Below are 18,002 nucleotides of genomic sequence, written 5' to 3' on the forward strand. Positions count from 1 at the left end.
CTTCCTGTCTATCAGGCGGCTTCGCGCTTCAGGGCTTGCGCCATGCAGTGGATGCCGCCGCCGGTCTTGGAAATCTCGCTGGTGTCGACGGCGGCCACTTCGAAGCCCCGCGCCTTCAACTGCTCGATCAGCGTCTTGCTCGTGGTGGGGGCGATGATGCGGTCCTTGCCGAGCGACATGAAGTTGCAACCGAGCGCCATCGTGTCCTGGAACGGCACGTTGACGATCTCATGCCCCTTGTCCTTGAGCCAAGTTACGATCGCGGGATCGGTGCAGTCAAGGCAGACGGCGGTCAGCTTCTCGGCGATCGGCACCACCATCAGGTCGATATGCACGTAATATTCGTCGATGAAGGCAAGCCGCGTTTCCCAGCCTTCCTTGTCGAACCATTCCTTCACCTGGCGCGCGCCCTCTTCCTGGGTGCGGGCGCCGCCGCAGCCGATCAGCACCACGCCGTCTTCGATGACGTTGAAATCGCCGCCTTCGAACGTGCCGGCGGTGACCATGTCGTAGATGGGTATGCCGAGCTTTTCATAGGTGCGGATGGCGGCGTAATTTTCGCCGCGCCGCCACCATTGCGCCATGGCGGTGATGATCGCGCCATAAGGGGTCATCACCGAGGAATCGCGGCTATAAACCTGCATCGGCAATTCCGGCGTCGGCTCATGCCAGTGAATGCGCACGCCGAAATGCTCATAGGCCGACACCAGTTCCTTGTGCTGCGCCTGGGCTGTCTGAATGTTGCAGGGGTTTTCGCGCAGATGCTTGCGCGACAGCGAACTGGTCGCCATGTGGCGCAGATAGGCCGGGGAGCCGAGCAGCACGTCGGTCAGGGGATCGGTTTCGTTCTGGAAACCCCAGGTGGTCAGCCTGGGCGTGTTTCCGGTGAGGCTGCGGCGCTGAAGCGAGAAAGGCTCGTTGAAAGGGCTGGTCATGATCGGGTTCTCCTGGGTTGACGGGGGCAAGGTTCAAAAGGGCGCAGGTTCAAAGAGAAGGTATCCACCAGTCGCGGCCGCGCGGCGTCTCGACATATTCGGGCCAACGGAACTGGATGGGCGGGTCGTAGTCGCAGAGCGGAGCGAGCCAGCGGTCGCCGCCGACGCCTCCGCCGGTGCGGGTCTCGAACTCGGCCCTGGCGGCGGCGCGCGCGGCGGGGTCTTCGAGAATGCGCAGGCCCGCATGCGCCAGCACCTTCGCAGCCGTCGTCACCATGGGGTCGATGGTCTCGGGGATGCCGCCGAGCGCATTCATCGCCCAGGCCGGATAGCGAAATCCATTGGGGCCCTTGAGCGTGGGGCGGGCGATGTAGAAGCGGGCGAGCGGCGCGTGCCAGCTCATATCGGTGTAATCGTCGGACGTCGAATGCGTCTGCGACGGCGCGAGATCCCGCCTCAGGATCGCCTCGGCCTCCTCGGGATCGATCAGCCGCTCGCATTCGTCGAGAAAGGGATTATCCATCGGCTCGACGCCGCAATTCTTCTGCACGGCGCGAGCGATCTCGCGCGCCTGCTCGTCCCACTGCGGGGCGCCGACAGACTTTATCGTCTCCCACACCGTTCCGGCCAAAGCCAGATTGGGCAGGCCGGGGCGCGATTTGCACACCCAGTGACGCTCGACCCGGCAGCCGGACATCTTTGCCGCCGCCTCGGCGTTGCGGTCGAGCACGGCGATCACCTGCTCGGCCATGTCGATCGTGGGCATGCGCAGCATGTACTGGATCTCGGCGAGGCCGGCCGGCAGATTGTCGGCCGTCGCCTGTCCGGCTGTGAGAATCGCTTCGGAGACCGACCAGCCGCCCATATGCGGCAGCATGGATTCGCGCAGGCCTTTGGAGGACATATACATCAGCATCAGCGCGTCATTGGCGCCCGGCGCGCGGACGGCGGAATGCGCCTGCGGGATCGGCGCGCCGTCGGAACGGCCCCAGCCTTCCGGCTCGTCGCAGAGGAAGCGATAGATCATCGAATAGGCGGCGCCGCAATGCGTCTCCAGCCGCACCGTGTTGCACATCGGCAGCATATAGAACGGGTGGAAGGACAGCATGGCGTCGAGACCGTCGTAATAGCCCCTGGCGGCATGGATGGGCTTGGAGCCGCGCACCTTTTCGGCCGGCTCGCCGGTGAAGCGCAGCGTTCCCTTGATGTCATGCCGCTCCATCGCCGATTTGATCGCGAGAAGCGCAGCCAGACCCGCCGTGCCCAGGCCGGAATGCGGATCGGTATGCCCGCCGGCATGAACGCTCAGGCCCTCGCGCGGCCGCTTCTCGACCGACGCCGCCTGGCAATTGCCGGGCACCGCGTCATATTCGGCGTAGAGCCCCAGCGAGGGGCCGGGGCCATTGCTCCATTGCGCAGCAAACGCGGTCGGCATGCCGGCGGAGCCTTCCTCGACGGAAAAGCCATGCGCACGAAGCGTCTTCACATACCATTCGGCGGAGCGATATTCGCGCCAGGCCGTCTCGCCGAAGTCGAAGATCGTCGACGTCCAGGTCGAACGCGTCGACGCCGTCGCATCGATCTGGGCTAGGGCGTGGGCTTGCGCCGCCGTGTCGGCCATGGCCGCTTCTCCTTGGGAAATTCGTCGATGGGCACTACAGCGCAACTCGCTTATTCGAAAAAGTGAATTGTTTTCCGGCCTCATGCAAATTCGGTTCACCATTGCCCAAGATTTGGCTAGCCTTGGGGCATCATGGGAGATCGATCATGACCCGCATTCCCTCTACGCAGGCGCTACGCGCGTTGGAAAGCTTCGCCCGCCACGGCTCCGTCTGGAAGGCGGCCGACGAGCTCAACCTCACACGGTCGGCGGTGAGCCACCAATTGCGGCTGCTCGAACGCGATCTCGGCTTTCAACTCCTCAACCGCATCGGCACGAAGGTCGAGCTGACCGAGCAGGGCCTGGGTTACGCGCTGGATGTGCGCAAGGCGCTGACCACCATCGCCGGCTCTGCGGCGCGCCACGCCAATCGCGGCGTCACCGGCTCGGTGAAAGTCTCCTGCCCTCCCGGCTTCGCTTCCAGCTGGCTCTGCGCCCAGGTGGGCGGCTTCAAGGACATCCATCCCGACGTTCGCCTGTCCATCACCACGCCCGGCCGCCTCGACGACGTCTCCAATCCCGACGTCGACGTGTTCATCGCCTTCGGCCATGGCCATTGGCCGGATATGCAGGTGGAGCTGCTGGCGGAGGTGGAGTTTACGCCGCTCTGCAGCCCGGTTCTCCTCAACAAGGGCGCCGCCCTGTCGGGTCCGGCGGATATCGGCAAGCTGACCCTGCTGCATCTCGTCGACCACGAGGATTGGGAATTGTGGCTGACGCAGGCGGGGCTGGACAGGTCGCTGGCGCAGAGCGGCATCCTCTTCTCCGACATGAACCTCGTCTATGCCGCCGCCATGGCGGGACAAGGCGTGGCGATGGGCGATGAATTCATTTGCCGCAGCGCAATGGATCTCGGCCATCTGGTCCGCCCCTTCGACCTCAACATCCAGTCGAGCCGCGCCTATTACCTCGTCGTTTCCGAAGCCAAAGCCGACAATCAGACCGTCGCCGCCTTTTCGTCCTGGTTGAAATCGGAGGTGATGAAAAATGATGCAGCGCAGCGAAGGCTGTGGGGCGCCGATCGCATTATAGGTGAATGAAATTTGTCGGTAGGGCGAAAAGATTTCGTTTGTGCAAGCGCCGCATCACCCATAGGCTCCCCAAAAAAAGGGAACAGCGATGCAGACTGCGAGACGGGCGGCAGAACTTTCCGCTCAAGGAATCGGGAAGACTTACGGTGATTTCAAAGCGCTCGACGATGTGTCCTTGACCATCGGGCGCGGAGAATTCCTGACGCTGCTGGGTCCTTCGGGCTCGGGCAAGACGACGTTCCTGATGATCCTCGCCGGCTTCGTCGAGGCGAGTTCTGGAACGCTGACGCGCGACGGCGTCGACATCACCCGTCTTCCCGCAGAAAAGCGCGGCTTCGGCATGGTGTTTCAGGGCTATGCGCTGTTTCCCCATATGTCGGTCGAGAAGAACATCGCCTTCCCTCTGCAGGTTCAGGGCCGGAGCGGCTCGGAAATCAAGGCCCGCGTCGACCAGATGATCGACACCGTCGGCCTGCGCGGCCACGAGAAAAAGCGTCCTGCGGATCTCTCGGGCGGGCAGCAGCAGCGCGTGGCGCTCGCACGCGCGCTCGCCTTCGAACCGTCCGTTCTCCTGCTCGACGAACCTTTCTCGGCGCTCGACAAGAATTTGCGCGGCTCGATGCAGGAGGAGATGCGCCGGCTGCACAAGGAAACCGGCACCACCTTCGTCTTCGTGACGCATGACCAGACGGAAGCGCTGGCGCTGTCGACCCGGGTCGCGATCTTCAACCATGGACAATTGCAGCAGGTGGCGCCGCCGCGCGAGATCTACGACCGGCCCGCCAACCGTTTCGTCGCCGAATTCCTCGGCGACATCAACATTCTCCCGGTCACCGACGCCATCTTCAGCGGCGACGGCTATGTGGCGCGCTGCGCCGGCGAAATCGTCCGCCTGGCGCCCGACGCCGGCGCTTTGTCGAACACCATCGCCGTCAGGCCGGAATATATCTCCCTGACGCAGACGCGGGAAACGCAGGGCAACGCCCTGCCGGTGACCATCACGTCTTCGACCTATCTCGGCGGCGTCACCCGCTTTTCCACCGTGACCGGCGACGGCGCGACGCTCGTCGCGGAATTGCCGACCCATCTGACGCCAGCCGATTTCGCGCCCGGAGCCCGCGCCTTCGCGGGCTGGCCGGAAGAGCGCGGCTATTTTCTCTGAGTTTCCGGCCGGGCCCGAGCGGCCCGAGGGAATGCGCCTGCCAGAACCATAAAACAGAGGTGAACGACATGACTGATAAATTCGAAAGAGATTGCCTGGACATATTGGAAGCCAAAGCCGCGCGGGGGGAGATTTCGCGCCGCCGCTTTACCCAGATCGCCGCCTTCCTGCTGGCAGGCGCGCCGCTCGCGCTGCGGGCCAAGGGCGCTGAAGCGGCCGCCAACGAACTGGTCTTCGTCAACTGGGGCGGCGACGCCGGCACGGCCTATGACGCCGCCTACGGGCAGCCTTTCCTGATGGAAGCGGGCGTCACCGTGAAGCAGGACGGCTCCGGCCCGACCGAAGGCGCGATCGAAGCGCAGGTCAAGGGCGGCAAGCCGAGCTGGGACATCGTCGACGTCGATCCCTTCTCCGCCGAAGCGCTCGGCAAGAAGGGCATGATGGAAGAGATCGACTATGCGATCGTCGACAAGAACAAGATGCGCCCCGGCTTCGGCTGGAAATATGCGGCCTCGACCTATTTCTTCTCCTACATCATCGCCTATGACGCCTCGAAATTCGGCGACAAGGTCCCGACCGGCATGGCCGACTTCTTCGACGTCGAGAAATTTCCCGGCAAGCGCTCGCTCTACAAATGGGGCGCCGGCATGTGGGAAGCAGCCCTCCTCGCCGACGGCGTGACGCCCGACAAGCTCTACCCGCTCGATCTCGATCGCGCTCACAAGAAGCTCGCGGCCTTCAAGGACAATGTCGTTTCCTATTGGGGCGGCGGCGCCGAAAGCCAGTCTGTGCTGCTGAACGGCGAAGCGTCCATGGCGCTGATCTGGTCGACCCGCGCCGGCCTGATCGAACAGGATTCCGGCGGCTCGATCAAGTTCGTCTGGGACCAGGGCCTGATCTCGCCCGGCGCCATGGGCGTGGTGAAGGGCAATCCAGGCGGCAAGGACACCGCCATGAAGTTCATCGCCTCCGCCCAGGATCCGGAAAAGCAGATCGTCATGTTCGACATGCTCGGCCAGGGCCCGGCCAACCCGGCGGCCGACGAACTGGTCGCCGAGGACAAGAAGCGCCTCAACCCGGTCGATCCCGAAAACATGAAGAAGCAGATCGCGCTCGACATGGGCTGGTACGAAACCAATTACGGTCCGGCGCTTGACGCCTACACCAAGATTATTTCGGCCTGACGTCGGCGGCTCGCCCCTCATCCCCCTGCCGGGACCTTCTCCCCGCAGGCGGGAAGAAGGGAGATGAAGCGCCTGCATAGCCAAATCGTCCTTCTCCCCGCGCGCGGGGAGAAGGTGGCGGCAGCCGGATGAGGGGCCGTCATCAACATTTCCCAAGTCCCGGACCCAGCCCCATGCCGCACAGTCTCAAGCCTTTCGTCCTAATCGGCCCGCTGATACTGTTCCTGGCGGCGGCCTATGTAATGCCGTTTCTCGGCGTGCTGGAATGGAGCGTGACCCTTCCGGAGCCGGGTCTTCAGAACTATGCCGCCGCTGCGACCGATCCCTTGATCCTGTCGGTGATGGTGCGCACCTTCCGCATTTGCCTGATCGTCACTCTGGTCGCCGTCACCGCGGCTTATGCGATCAGCTATATCTGGGTGCGCGGCACGCCCGGTCAGCGGCTGGCGATGGAGCTCTGCATCCTCATTCCGTTCTGGATCTCGGTCCTGACCCGCGCCTTCGGCTGGGTGGCGCTGCTTTCCAATCGCGGATTGCTCAACACCTGGCTTACCCAACTCGGCGTCATTTCCGAACCGCTGACCATGGTGCGCAACGAATTTGGCGTCGTGCTCGGCATGGCGCATTTCCTCATTCCCTTCGCCGTTTTCCCGATCGCCTCGGCCATGCGCAATCTCGACGAACGCGTGCTGCTCGCCGCGCGCGGCATGGGCGCGACGCCGAGACGGGTGTTCTGGCAGGTCTATCTGCCGATGACAGGCGCCGGCATTCTCGGCGCGGCCATCCTCACCTTCGTCTTCGCGCTCGGCTTTTTCATCACGCCCGCGATCCTCGGCGGCGGCCGCTCCGTGATGGCGGCGGAACTCATCTATCTCCGCATTTTCCAGAGCCCCGACTGGGGATTGGGCGCGGCGATCAGCGTGTTGATGATGATCGTCGTCGGCCTGCTGCTGTCCCTGCTGATGCGCTATGCGCGCCCCAGCGGCATGCTCAAGTGAGGTCGCGCCATGTATAAGCCTTCAACCCTCGCCGTCATCGCCGCCGCCTTCGTCGCGATCTTTCTGCTGATGCCGCTGATCGCGGTCGCGCCGGTGTCCTTCACCCCTGCCCGCTTCCTGTCGATGCCGAGCGGCGTCTGGTCGCTCAGGCATTACCAGGCGCTCGTCACCAATCCGGCATGGGCTCAGGCAGCCTGGCTGTCGCTCACCATCGCGCTGATGAGCACGGCCTTCGCGACCGCGATGGCGCTCGCCTTCGCGCTCGGCGTCTGGATGTTCCGCCCGTGGTTCTCCAGCATCCTGATCGGTTTCGTGCTGATACCGATGGTGGCGCCGCCGGTCGTCTCGGCCATCACGCTGTATTTCTTCCTGACTTCGCTGTCGAAACTCAACGACTGGATCGGCTATGACACGCCGCTCGGCGTGGCGCTGGCCCATGCCGTGATGATCGCGCCCTATGGCGTGGTGCTGATCCTGGTGGCGCTGTCGCAGGTCGACCGGCGCATCGATTTGGCAGCGCGCGGTTTCGGCGCCGGCGTGTTCACGCGCGTCTTCAAAGTCATTCTGCCGAATATCCGCTTCGGCGTGATCACCGCCGCCTTCATGGGTTTCGTTCTCTCCTGGGAAGAGATCGGGGTTACGCTGTTCATCACCTCGGTCAACGCCGTCACCCTGCCGCGCATGATGTGGATGGGCCTGCGCGACAATATCGACCCCGCCATCGCCGCGATCTCGGTGATCCTCATCGTGCTGGTGGTGATCGGCGTGCTGGTGAAGACGGTCCTGTCGAGCGGCGACAAAAAGCCCGCCGCCTGACTTGCCGTCGCCGTGAAATTATACAATTGTAGAATAACAGACTCGCAGCAAGGGAGCGCGACGTGATCAGCACGGGCATGTATCTCACCAGGCTTCTGGAAGCCTATGGCGTCGACACGGTGTTCGGCATTCCGGGCGTGCATACGGTGGAGCTCTATCGCGGCCTCGCCGGCAGTTCGATCACCCACATCACCCCCCGGCACGAACAGGGCGCCGGCTTCATGGCCGACGGTTACGCCCGCGTCTCGGGCAAGCCGGGCGTCTGCTTCATCATCACCGGCCCGGGCATGACCAATATCGTCACCGCCATGGGCCAGGCCTATGGCGATTCCATCCCCATGCTGGTGATCTCGACCGTCAACAGCCACGGCCGCATGGGTTCTGGCGAAGGCTGGCTGCATGAATTGCCGAACCAGCGGGCGCTGGTCGAAAACGTCGCCGCCTTCAGCTACACCGTCAACCGGCCCGAGGAACTCGCCCCGGCGCTGGCCCGCGCTTTCGCCGTCTTCGACAGCGCCCGGCCCCGCCCCGTGCATATCGAACTGCCGATCAATGTGATGCTGGCCTCCGCCGAACATCTGACCGTTCCCCGCTCCATCCCACGCCTCAGCCGCCCCGAAGCGAAATCCGATGACATCGCCGCCGCTGCGGAGTTGCTGAACGCCGCAAAAAGCCCCGTGATACTCGCCGGCGGCGGCGCCGTGTGCGCAGCCGAGGAAATACGCTCGCTCGCCGAAATGCTCGATGCCCCGGTGGTCATGACCACCAACGCCCGCGGTCTTCTGCCCGTCGGCCATCCCCTCGCCGTGTCGCTCTCGGCGAGCTATTCCGCCACGCGGCAGATGATCGAGGCCTCCGACCTGGTGCTGGCCATCGGCACCGAATTCGGCCCGACCGATTACGACATGTATGAGGACGGCTTCTTCACGATACCGGGCCGCCTGATCCGCGTCGACATCGACCCGACCCAGATCATGCGCACCATCCTGCCCGAAATCGGCATCGTCGCCGACAGCGCCGAAGCCGCCAGCCACTTGGCCGCCCTCGTCGAGCCCGCATCGCGCGACGGCTCTGCCCGCGCGGCCCATGTCGCCTCCAATCCCAACCAGGATGTCTCGCCGCAGATGCTCGGCGATCTCAGGATCCTCGAGACCATCCGCGACCGGCTCCCCGACGCCATCTTCGTCGGCGATTCCACCCAGCTCGTCTATGCCGGCAATCTCGGTTTCGCTTCGGCGGCGCCCGGCTCCTGGTTCAACTCGGCCACCGGTTACGGCACGCTCGGCTACGGCCTGCCGGCCGCCATCGGCGCCAAGCGCGCGGCCCCGGAACGCCCGGTCATCGCGCTCGCCGGCGACGGCGGCGTGCAATTCGCCATCGCCGAAATGGCCTCCGCCATGGAAGCGCGCCTGCCGATCACCCTGCTGCTCTACGACAACAAGGGCTATGGCGAGATCAAGTCCTATATGGTGTCGCAGAACATCCCGCCGCTGGGCGTCGATCTGTTCACCCCGGATTTCCTCGCGCTCGGCCAGGCCTATGGCTGGGAGACCGCCCGCGCCGACACGCTCGACGATCTCTTCGACCTCGTCGAAGCCGCCGCCAGGAACACCGAGCCGACGCTGGTTCTGTTTGGCCCGGAGGTGCGGGATCAGGCGATGAAGGCGATCGCATAAAACACGCCTCCCCAACCCCTCCCCACAAGGGGGAGGGGCTAGCCTGGCCGAAACTGTCTCACCAATTGCTGCCGGCTTTGCATTAAGGGTTGTAGGACGACTGAGAGCACGGCAGGTTAAGCCCCTCCCCTTGTGGGAGGGGTTGGGGAGGGAACAAAAGTTGACAAGGAAGAACAGCATGACCCAGTTCAACCAACCCCTCGGCGGCAATGAGATGCCGCGCTTCGGCGGCCCCTCGACCATGATGCGCCTGCCCACGCAAGCCACGGCCGAAGGCCTCGATGTCTGCTTCGTCGGAATACCGCTCGACATCGGCGCGTCCAACCGCTCCGGCACGCGGCTCGGGCCGCGCCAGATCCGCCAGGAAAGCTGCATGATCCGGCCCTACAATATGGCGACCGGCGCAGCCCCCTTCGACAGTCTGCAGGTGGCCGATATCGGCGATGTCGCCATCAACACCTTCGACCTCAAGAAGACGGTGGACATCATCACCGCAGCCTATGACGAGATCCTCAGTCATGACTGCATCCCGCTAACGCTGGGCGGCGATCATACGCTGACCTATCCAATCCTCCGCGCCATCGCCAAGAAACACGGCCCTGTGGCGCTGATCCATATCGACGCCCATGCCGACATCAATGACGAGATGTTCGGCGAGAAGATCGCCCATGGCACGCCCTTCCGCCGCGCCTATGACGACGGCCTGCTGATCAACGACAAGGTCTTCCAGATCGGCCTGCGCGGCTCCGGCTATTCGCCCGACGATTTCAACTGGGGCCGCTCCAAGGGCTGGACGGTGGTGCAGGCCGAGGATTGCTGGGGCAAATCCATGACGCCGCTGATGGCCGATGTCAGGGCCAAGATCGGCGACGCGCCCGTCTATTTCACCTATGACATCGACAGCCTCGACCCCGCTTTCGCGCCGGGCACCGGCACGGTCGAAGTCGGCGGGCTGACCACCTGGCAGGCGCTGGAAATCGTCCGCGGCGCAGCCGGTCTCAACATTGTCGGCGGCGATTTGGTCGAGGTCTCCCCGCCTTTCGACCCCTCGGGCAACACCGCGCTGATCGGCGCCAATATCCTCTATGAAATGCTCTGCGTTCTGCCGGGCGTGAAAAGGATAGTCTGATGTCTGCTGCCCAGAACCGCGAACAGACTGTCCGCGCGCTGATCGCGGCGCTGGATGAATATCTCGGCCGTTTCGATAGCGTGGGCGTCGCAGACGTCCGCGCCGGCATCGGCCGTTTCCGCGGCGGGCCGGTGCGGGAAAAGACGCCGCATCGCATCGCCGCCGTCGATCACGTCGACGTAGCGCTCGACTGGATGACCGCCAACGGAGAGGCGCCGCTTGCCGGCGCTATCCGCGCCGCCATGCCCTATCTCGACTGGCGCGCCTATGATCCCTATCCGCGTGAGATCATCGGCGAGACCTACGCGACCAATCATTGCGCGACGATCCTGATCGGCGAACATGGGCTGATCCAGGCGGAGGATTTCGATCTCGGCCTTTTCGGCTTTGGCCCCAACATTCTCTACCGCGATCACAAACACGCCGCCCCAGAGCTCTACGCGCCCTTTACCGGCCCGAACGGTTGGCGATTTCAGCCCGGCGACCCGCTTGATTGGCGGCCGGCGCATGAGCCCGTCTGGAACGAAGCCTGGGCTCCGCATGCTTTTCGTTCCGGAAATGTTCCATTTCTCTGCGTCTATGGCTGGACGAAGGATGTGAACATCCCGGCGGAAATGATCCTTTGTGACGATTGGGCCGCTGTCGAAGCGGAAAACCAGCCTCTATCCACCTGAAATGACCAGGAACTCCTCGATGAATTTGCTTTTGGCAAGCGGGAATTGCCGCTTGCTTTCCCCCGTTGCATTGCACAAACTCTTGTTCAAACAAGGGGAACAACCGCGCTTATGTCGATCAAGGCCAGCATCTATCATCTCACGCATTACACATACGACAATCCAGTTGTCCTGAGCCCGCAGATCATCCGTCTCAAACCGGCGGCGCATTCCAAGACCAAGGTGCTCAGCCATTCGCTGAAAGTCACGCCGTCCAATCATTTCGTCAATCTGCAGCAGGATCCCTACGGCAATTACCTCGCCCGCTTCGTCTTCCCGGAACCGGTGACGGAACTGAAGATCGAGGTCGATCTCGTCGCCGACATGACCGTCTACAATCCGTTCGACTTTTTCGTCGAGGAATCGGCGCAGGCTTGGCCGTTCGACTATTCCGAGGATCTCGTCGAAGACCTGTCGATCTACCGCAAGCCGGAGCCGACTGGCCCGCTTCTCGACGCCTTCCTGAAAACGCTCGATCGGACGGAAGGCCAGCACACCGTCGACATGGTGGTGGCGCTGAATGCGCGGCTCCAGCAGGAAATCGGCTATGTCATCCGCATGGAGCCCGGCGTTCAGGAGCCGGAGGAAACGCTGAAGACCCGTAAAGGCTCCTGTCGCGACACCGGCTGGCTCCTGGTGCAGATCCTGCGCCATCTCGGCTTCGCCGCCCGCTTCGTCTCGGGCTACCTGATCCAGCTCGCGCCCGACATCAAGGCGCTTGACGGACCTTCGGGAACGGAGGTCGACTTCACCGATCTGCACGCCTGGTGCGAAGTCTATATTCCCGGCGCCGGCTGGGTAGGCCTTGATCCCACATCAGGTCTGCTGACGGGCGAAAGTCATATTCCGCTCGCCGCCACCCCGCATTTCAAGAATGCCGCCCCCATCACCGGCGGCTATTTCGGCAAGGCGGAGACGGAATTCGCCTTTGACATGACCGTGACGCGCGTTTCCGAACATCCGCGCATCACCAAGCCTTTCCCGCAAGACAGCTGGGAAAAGCTCGACGAACTCGGCGAAGAGGTCGACGCCTATCTCAAGGCCGAGGATGTCAGGCTCACCATGGGCGGCGAGCCGACCTTCGTCTCCATCGACGACTTCCAGGCGGAGGAATGGAACACCGGCGCGGTCGGACCGATGAAGCGCGGCCTCGCCGATACGCTGATCCGCCGCCTGCGCGACCGCTTCGCCCCAGGCGGCTTCCTGCATTACGGGCAGGGCAAATGGTATCCCGGCGAAAGTCTGCCGCGCTGGACCTTCTCGCTCTATTGGCGCCGCGACGGATTGCCGATCTGGAACGACCCGGGCCTGATCGCCATCGAGACGCGCGATCACCAGATCACGCATGAGGATGCGGGTCGGCTGCTGCAGGCCATCGCCGTTGAACTCGACATCAAGACCGACAATGTCGTGGCTGCCTATGAGGACCCGGCCGAATGGATCGTTCGCGAGGCCCGTTTGCCGGAAAATGTTGATCCGTCCAATTCCAAGCTCAAAGATCCCGAAGAGCGCAGCCGCATCGCCAAGGTGTTTTCCAATGGCCTGACGACGCCGGCGGGTTATGTCCTGCCGGTTCAGGCCTGGCAGGGCCGCGTCTCGGGCCGCACCTGGGTGTCGGAACAATGGCGCACGCGGCGTGGTCGGCTCTATCTTGTGCCAGGCGACTCCCCCGTCGGCTTCCGCCTGCCGCTCAATTCCCTGCCCTATGTCTCGCCCTCCTGGTATCCCTATATCAATCCCACCGATCCGATGATCGAGAAGCCGCCTTTGCCGGATTTCTCGACCGAAAAGGGCCGGGTGATGCACGAGCATTCCTTTCAGCGCGACATCGCTTTGCGCGACCGCCCGGTCGGCCAGTCCTATGAGGAAATCGGCGGTCGTGTGCGCACCGCGATCTCGGTGGAAGTGCGCGACGGCCGCGTCTGCGTCTTCATGCCGCCGACCGCGACGCTCGAGGAATATCTCGATCTCGTCGCCTCGGCCGAACGCGCCGCGGCGGCCCTGAAGCTGCCCGTCCATATCGAGGGCTACACCCCGCCGCATGACGAGCGCCTGAATGTCATCCGCGTCGCCCCCGATCCGGGGGTGATTGAGGTCAATATCCATCCGGCCCACAACTGGAAGGACTGCGTCAACATCACCACCGCCGTCTATGAGGAAGCGCGGCTCTGCCGCCTCGGCGCCGAAAAGTTCATGATCGACGGCCGCCACACCGGCACCGGCGGCGGCAATCACGTTGTGGTCGGCGGCTCCACGCCCTATGACAGCCCGTTCCTGCGCCGCCCGGACCTGCTCAAGAGCATCGTGCTCTATTGGCAGCGCCATCCGTCGCTGTCCTACCTGTTCTCAGGCCTTTTCATCGGCCCGACCAGCCAGGCGCCACGCATCGACGAGGCGCGCCATGACGGGCTCTATGAGCTGGAAATCGCGCTCGCGCAGGTGCCCGCGCCCGGCAAGGGCATACCGCCCCTGCCCTGGCTCGTGGACCGTCTGTTCCGCAATCTGCTCGTCGACACGTCGGGCAACACCCACCGGTCGGAAGTCTGCATCGACAAGCTGTTTTCGCCTGACGGCCCGACAGGCCGGCTGGGGCTGGTCGAATTCCGCGGTTTCGAAATGCCGCCCGAGCCGCGCATGTCGCTCGCCCAGCAATTGCTGATCCGCGCCTTGATCGCCCGGTTCTGGAAAGCGCCGCTCGAGGGTGGTTTCACCCGCTGGGGCACGACGCTGCATGATCGTTTCATGCTGCCGCATTTCGTCTGGGCCGATTTCATGGACGTGCTCGCCGACCTTCGGCAGCATGGTTTCGATTTCCGCCCCGAATGGTTCGAAGCGCAGCTCGAATTCCGCTTCCCCTTCTATGGCGAAATCTCCTACGACGGCGCCCGCCTGGAACTCCGCCAGGCGCTGGAGCCCTGGCATGTGACAGGCGAGACCGGCGCGATCGGCGGCACGGCGCGCTTCGTCGATTCCTCCGTCGAGCGCCTGCAGGTCAAACTCGACACCGCCAATCCCGGACGCTTCGCTGTCGCCTGCAATGGACGGCCCGTGCCGTTGACGCAGACTCACGCGGGCGGCCCGGCAGTGGCCGGCGTGCGGTTCAAGGCCTGGCAGCCGGCAGCCGGGATCCATCCGGTTTTGCCGGTCAACACGCCGCTAACCTTTGACATTTATGATCAATGGACGGGGAAGGCGGTGGGCGGCTGCATTTATCATGTTGCCCATCCCGGTGGGCGCAACTATGAGACCTTCCCCGTCAATGGATATGAAGCGCAGGCCCGGCGGCTGGCGCGCTTCGAACCCTGGGGGCATACGGCCGGTCTCTATCAGCTCTGGCCCGAGCAACCTCATCCCGAGTTCCCGTTGACGCTGGATCTCAGAAGGCCGCCAGGAGTCTGAATTGGCAAGAATTGAAGCGAGCGGCAGGAAGGACGACAAAGCCTTGGCGGACCGCGCTTTCGACTACAAGCCGATCGCCGGCGCCCCGGACGAGATGCTGGGACCGGACGGGAAAGTGCGCCCGGTCTGGCGTCACTTCGTCGAATCGCTTTCCCGCATGCCGGAGGCTGAGCTTGAGCGCCGTCTCGACAAGGCCGACCGCTATCTCCGCGACGCCGGCGTTTTCTATCGCGCCTATGGCGGCGCGCCCAATGCCGAACGCTCCTGGCCGCTTAGCCATGTTCCCGTGCTGGTCGACGCCCGCGAATGGGAAAATCTCGCCGAGGGACTGATCCAGCGCGCCGAACTGCTGGAACTTATCGCCGCCGACGTCTATTCCGACAACAGGCTTGTGCAGGAGGGTTTCCTGCCGCCGGGCCTGATCGCCGGCAATCCGGAATACCTTCGCCCTGTGGCCGGGCTGAAGCCGGTCAGCGGTCACTATTTGCATTTCGTCGCCTTCGAGATTGGCCGTGGCCCCGACGGCAATTGGTGGGTGCTCGCCGATCGTACGCAGGCGCCCTCGGGCGCCGGCTTTGCGCTCGAAAACCGCGTCGCCACCACCCGCGCCTTTTCCGACATCTATGCCGAAACCCATGTCCATCGCCTCGCCTCTTTCTTCGGAGCGTTCCGAGATGAGTTGCAGAGCTACAAGAAAAACGCCGACGATCGCATCGCCATCCTGACCCCGGGCCCGGCCAACGAAACCTATTTCGAACATTCCTACATCGCCCGCTATCTCGGCTTCATGCTGCTGGAAGGCGAAGACCTGACGGTGGTCGACGGTCAGGTGATGGTGCGCACCGTCGCCGGCCTTAAGCCGGTCAGCGTGTTATGGCGCCGCCTCGACGCCAGCTATGCCGACCCGCTCGAATTGAACCAGCATTCGCAGATCGGCACGCCGGGCCTGACCCAGGCGCTGCGCGCCGAGACCGTGACCATCGTCAACGCGCTCGGCGCCGGACTTTTGGAGACCCGCGCCTTCCTCGCCTTCATGCCCGCCATCTGTCGACGCCTGCTGAACGAGGATCTGAAACTGCCGTCGATCGCCACCTGGTGGTGCGGACAGAAAAAAGAGCGTGAGCATGTGGCGCGCAATCTCGACAAGATGGTGATTGGTCCGGCCTATTCCCGCCTGCCATTTTTCGACGACGCCGGCGAATCCAAACCCGGCCGCCTGCTGCGCGAAAAAGATCCGGAAATCCTGAAAACGCTCGCCGAGCGCGGCGGCCGCCTGGTCGGACAGGAAATCGTCAAGCTTTCGACCACACCCGCCTTCGTCGATGGCAAGCTCGCGCCCCGGCCGATGAGCCTGCGCGTCTTCGCCGCCCGCACCCGCGACGGATGGACCATCATGCCCGGCGGTTTCGCTCGCATCGGCGCCGGCGACGACGTGTCGGCCATCGCCATGCAGAAGGGCGGCTCGGTCGCCGATGTCTGGATCGTCTCCGACAGACCGGTGAAATGGTCCACGCTTCTGCCGTCGGAAGAGAATTTCACCCGCAACATGCCCGGCAGCCTGCCGAGCCGCGCAGCCGACAATCTGTTCTGGCTCGGCCGCTATATCGAGAGGGCGGAAGGAGCGCTGCGCATCCTGCGCGCCTGGCACGGCCGTTTCGCCGAATATGCCGACCGCAAGCAGCCGCTGCTTGCCAATGTCTCCGATTATCTGGCCGCGCTCGACATCGACACGGAAGAGGTTGTGCCCGAAAGCCTGCTGATGAATATTTCGAGCGCGCTCTATTCGGCGTCGAACATCCGCGACCGCTTTTCGCCCGATGGCTGGCTGGCGCTCAACGATCTCTCCAAGACCGCGCGCGAGTTCCGCGAAAAGATCCAGCCCGGCGACGACGCCACCAGTGCCATGACCGTTCTCTTGCGCAAGCTCGCCGGTTTCGCCGGTCTCGTGCATGAAAACATGTACCGCTTCACCGGCTGGCGCTTCCTGTCGATCGGCCGCTATCTCGAACGCGGCCTGCACATGTCCCGCCTGCTAGGCCATCTGTCGGGACCGGATGCGCCCGACGGCGCGCTCGACATGCTGATCGAGATCGGCGACAGCGTCATGACCCATCGCCGTCGCTACAATGTCGCCACCGCCCGGATGACGGTGACCGATCTCTTGGCGCTCGATCCGCTGAATCCGCGTTCGGTGCTCTATCAGCTCAACGAGATCAAAACCGAAGTCGAGCAATTGCCGAACGCCATCGTCAACGGCCAGATGTCGCCGGTGCACCGCGAGGCGCTCAGGCTCTATTCGACTCTCGCATTGATGACGCCGGAAAGCATGTCCGACGACGTATACAGTCGTCTCGAACGGGAAATGGAAACCTTTTCCGACCTTCTCGCCCGCACCTATATCGGCTAGGCTCCGCCATGCTTTACGACATTACGATGAAGATCGGCTATCTCTACGAGGTCCCGGCCAGCGGCGCCCGCCACATGGTGCGCGTTCTTCCGCTGACGCTCGGGCCTTGTCAGCGGCTGATCGCCGGCACGATCAGCTTCGCCCCTCAGCCGGAGGAGCGCTCCGACTTCGTCGACTTCTTCAAGAATCCCGCCGTCGCAGTCAGCTTCCGTCGACCGCATGACAAGATGGAGATCCGGTTGCAGGCGCGCGTACAGGTCGAGAACCTGCCGCCGCAGGCGGATTTTTCGCCGACGGTCGCCAAGCTCGGTTCGGAGATCTCCGACTGCTGGTCGGTGGATGCCGATGCCCCGCATCATTTTCTCAACGACAGCCCGCGGCTCGGACCTGCGCCCGAGATCGCCGCCTGGGCGAAAAACATCGTCAAGCCGGAGATGTCGATCCGCGAAGCCGCGACGGCTTTGTGCAAACGCATCTATCAGGAGTTCAAATATCTGCCCGGCGCGACCAAGGTGGACACGCCTGCGAAGGAAGCCTTCAGGCTGAAGAAAGGCGTCTGCCAGGATTTCGCCCATGTCATGATCGTCGCGCTGCGTTCGCTCGGCGTGCCCGCCGGTTATGTCAGCGGCTTCCTGCGCACCATCCCGCCGCCCGGCAAGGAGCGGCTCGAAGGCGCCGACGCCATGCATGCCTGGGTGCGCGTCTGGTGCGGGCGGGCGACCGGCTGGATGGAATGGGATCCGACCAACGACATCATGGCGGGCTCGGATCATATCCGCGTCGGTTTCGGCCGCGATTACGCCGATGTCGCCCCCGTCATCGGCGTGCTCAAGAGCTATGGCAGCCATTCGACGACGCAGGCCGTCGACGTGATTCCGGTCAAGACTTAACA

Annotated in this window: 13 protein-coding genes; 11 read left to right on the plus strand and 2 right to left on the minus strand. The window is 63.7% G+C overall.

From position 1 onward, the window contains the following. Positions 1–11: 11 nt before the first annotated feature. On the minus strand, positions 12–935 hold the full coding sequence (locus OCK01_RS05365) for a dimethylarginine dimethylaminohydrolase family protein (protein WP_263823001.1): 924 nt from the start codon (positions 933–935) through the stop codon (positions 12–14). A 49-nt stretch (positions 936–984) separates the two neighbouring features. Continuing rightward, the gene (locus OCK01_RS05370) at positions 985–2,556 is read right to left on the minus strand and encodes an amidohydrolase (protein WP_263823002.1); all 1,572 of its coding nucleotides are present in this window, start codon (positions 2,554–2,556) and stop codon (positions 985–987) included. A 146-nt stretch (positions 2,557–2,702) separates the two neighbouring features. On the opposite strand from OCK01_RS05370, the gene OCK01_RS05375 reads away from it, so the two are divergent. The 11 genes from OCK01_RS05375 to OCK01_RS05425 all read left to right on the plus strand — a co-directional run bounded on the left by OCK01_RS05375 (position 2,703) and on the right by OCK01_RS05425 (position 18,000). Then, entirely contained in the window at positions 2,703–3,635 is a 933-nt protein-coding gene (locus OCK01_RS05375; RefSeq protein ID WP_263823003.1) for a LysR substrate-binding domain-containing protein, read from the plus strand. 79 nt (positions 3,636–3,714) lie between these two features. Further along, a complete protein-coding gene (locus OCK01_RS05380) occupies positions 3,715–4,788 on the plus strand; it encodes an ABC transporter ATP-binding protein (protein ID WP_263823004.1) in 1,074 nt (357 codons plus the stop codon). 68 nt (positions 4,789–4,856) lie between these two features. Further along, complete coding sequence (locus OCK01_RS05385) at positions 4,857–5,972, plus strand: ABC transporter substrate-binding protein (protein WP_263823005.1); 1,116 nt, start codon at positions 4,857–4,859, stop codon at positions 5,970–5,972. Positions 5,973–6,145: 173 nt separating this feature from the next. Continuing rightward, entirely contained in the window at positions 6,146–6,970 is an 825-nt protein-coding gene (locus OCK01_RS05390; RefSeq protein ID WP_182828642.1) for an ABC transporter permease, read from the plus strand. Positions 6,971–6,979: 9 nt separating this feature from the next. Then, a complete protein-coding gene (locus OCK01_RS05395; RefSeq protein ID WP_182828641.1) occupies positions 6,980–7,786 on the plus strand; it encodes an ABC transporter permease in 807 nt (268 codons plus the stop codon). 62 nt (positions 7,787–7,848) lie between these two features. Next, positions 7,849–9,462, plus strand: a complete 1,614-nt coding sequence (locus OCK01_RS05400) for a 5-guanidino-2-oxopentanoate decarboxylase (protein ID WP_263823006.1) — start codon at positions 7,849–7,851, stop codon at positions 9,460–9,462. Positions 9,463–9,640: 178 nt separating this feature from the next. After that, entirely contained in the window at positions 9,641–10,591 is a 951-nt protein-coding gene (gene speB, locus OCK01_RS05405) for an agmatinase (RefSeq protein ID WP_263823007.1), read from the plus strand. Then, a complete protein-coding gene (locus OCK01_RS05410; RefSeq protein ID WP_263823008.1) occupies positions 10,591–11,265 on the plus strand; it encodes a dimethylsulfoniopropionate lyase in 675 nt (224 codons plus the stop codon). Before speB ends, OCK01_RS05410 begins: the two co-directional genes overlap by 1 nt. A 111-nt stretch (positions 11,266–11,376) precedes the next feature. Continuing rightward, a complete protein-coding gene (locus tag OCK01_RS05415; protein ID WP_263823009.1) occupies positions 11,377–14,703 on the plus strand; it encodes a DUF2126 domain-containing protein in 3,327 nt (1,108 codons plus the stop codon). A 43-nt stretch (positions 14,704–14,746) separates the two neighbouring features. Further along, on the plus strand, positions 14,747–17,110 hold the full coding sequence (locus tag OCK01_RS05420) for a circularly permuted type 2 ATP-grasp protein (protein WP_263823166.1): 2,364 nt from the start codon (positions 14,747–14,749) through the stop codon (positions 17,108–17,110). A gap of 8 nt (positions 17,111–17,118) precedes the next feature. Continuing rightward, the gene (locus OCK01_RS05425; RefSeq protein ID WP_263823010.1) at positions 17,119–18,000 is read left to right on the plus strand and encodes a transglutaminase family protein; all 882 of its coding nucleotides are present in this window, start codon (positions 17,119–17,121) and stop codon (positions 17,998–18,000) included. Positions 18,001–18,002: the final 2 nt, after the last annotated feature.

It is taken from the genome of Rhizobium sp. TRM95796 (assembly GCF_025779995.1).
In the GTDB taxonomy this organism is placed as follows: Bacteria; Pseudomonadota; Alphaproteobacteria; order Rhizobiales; family Rhizobiaceae; genus Rhizobium_E.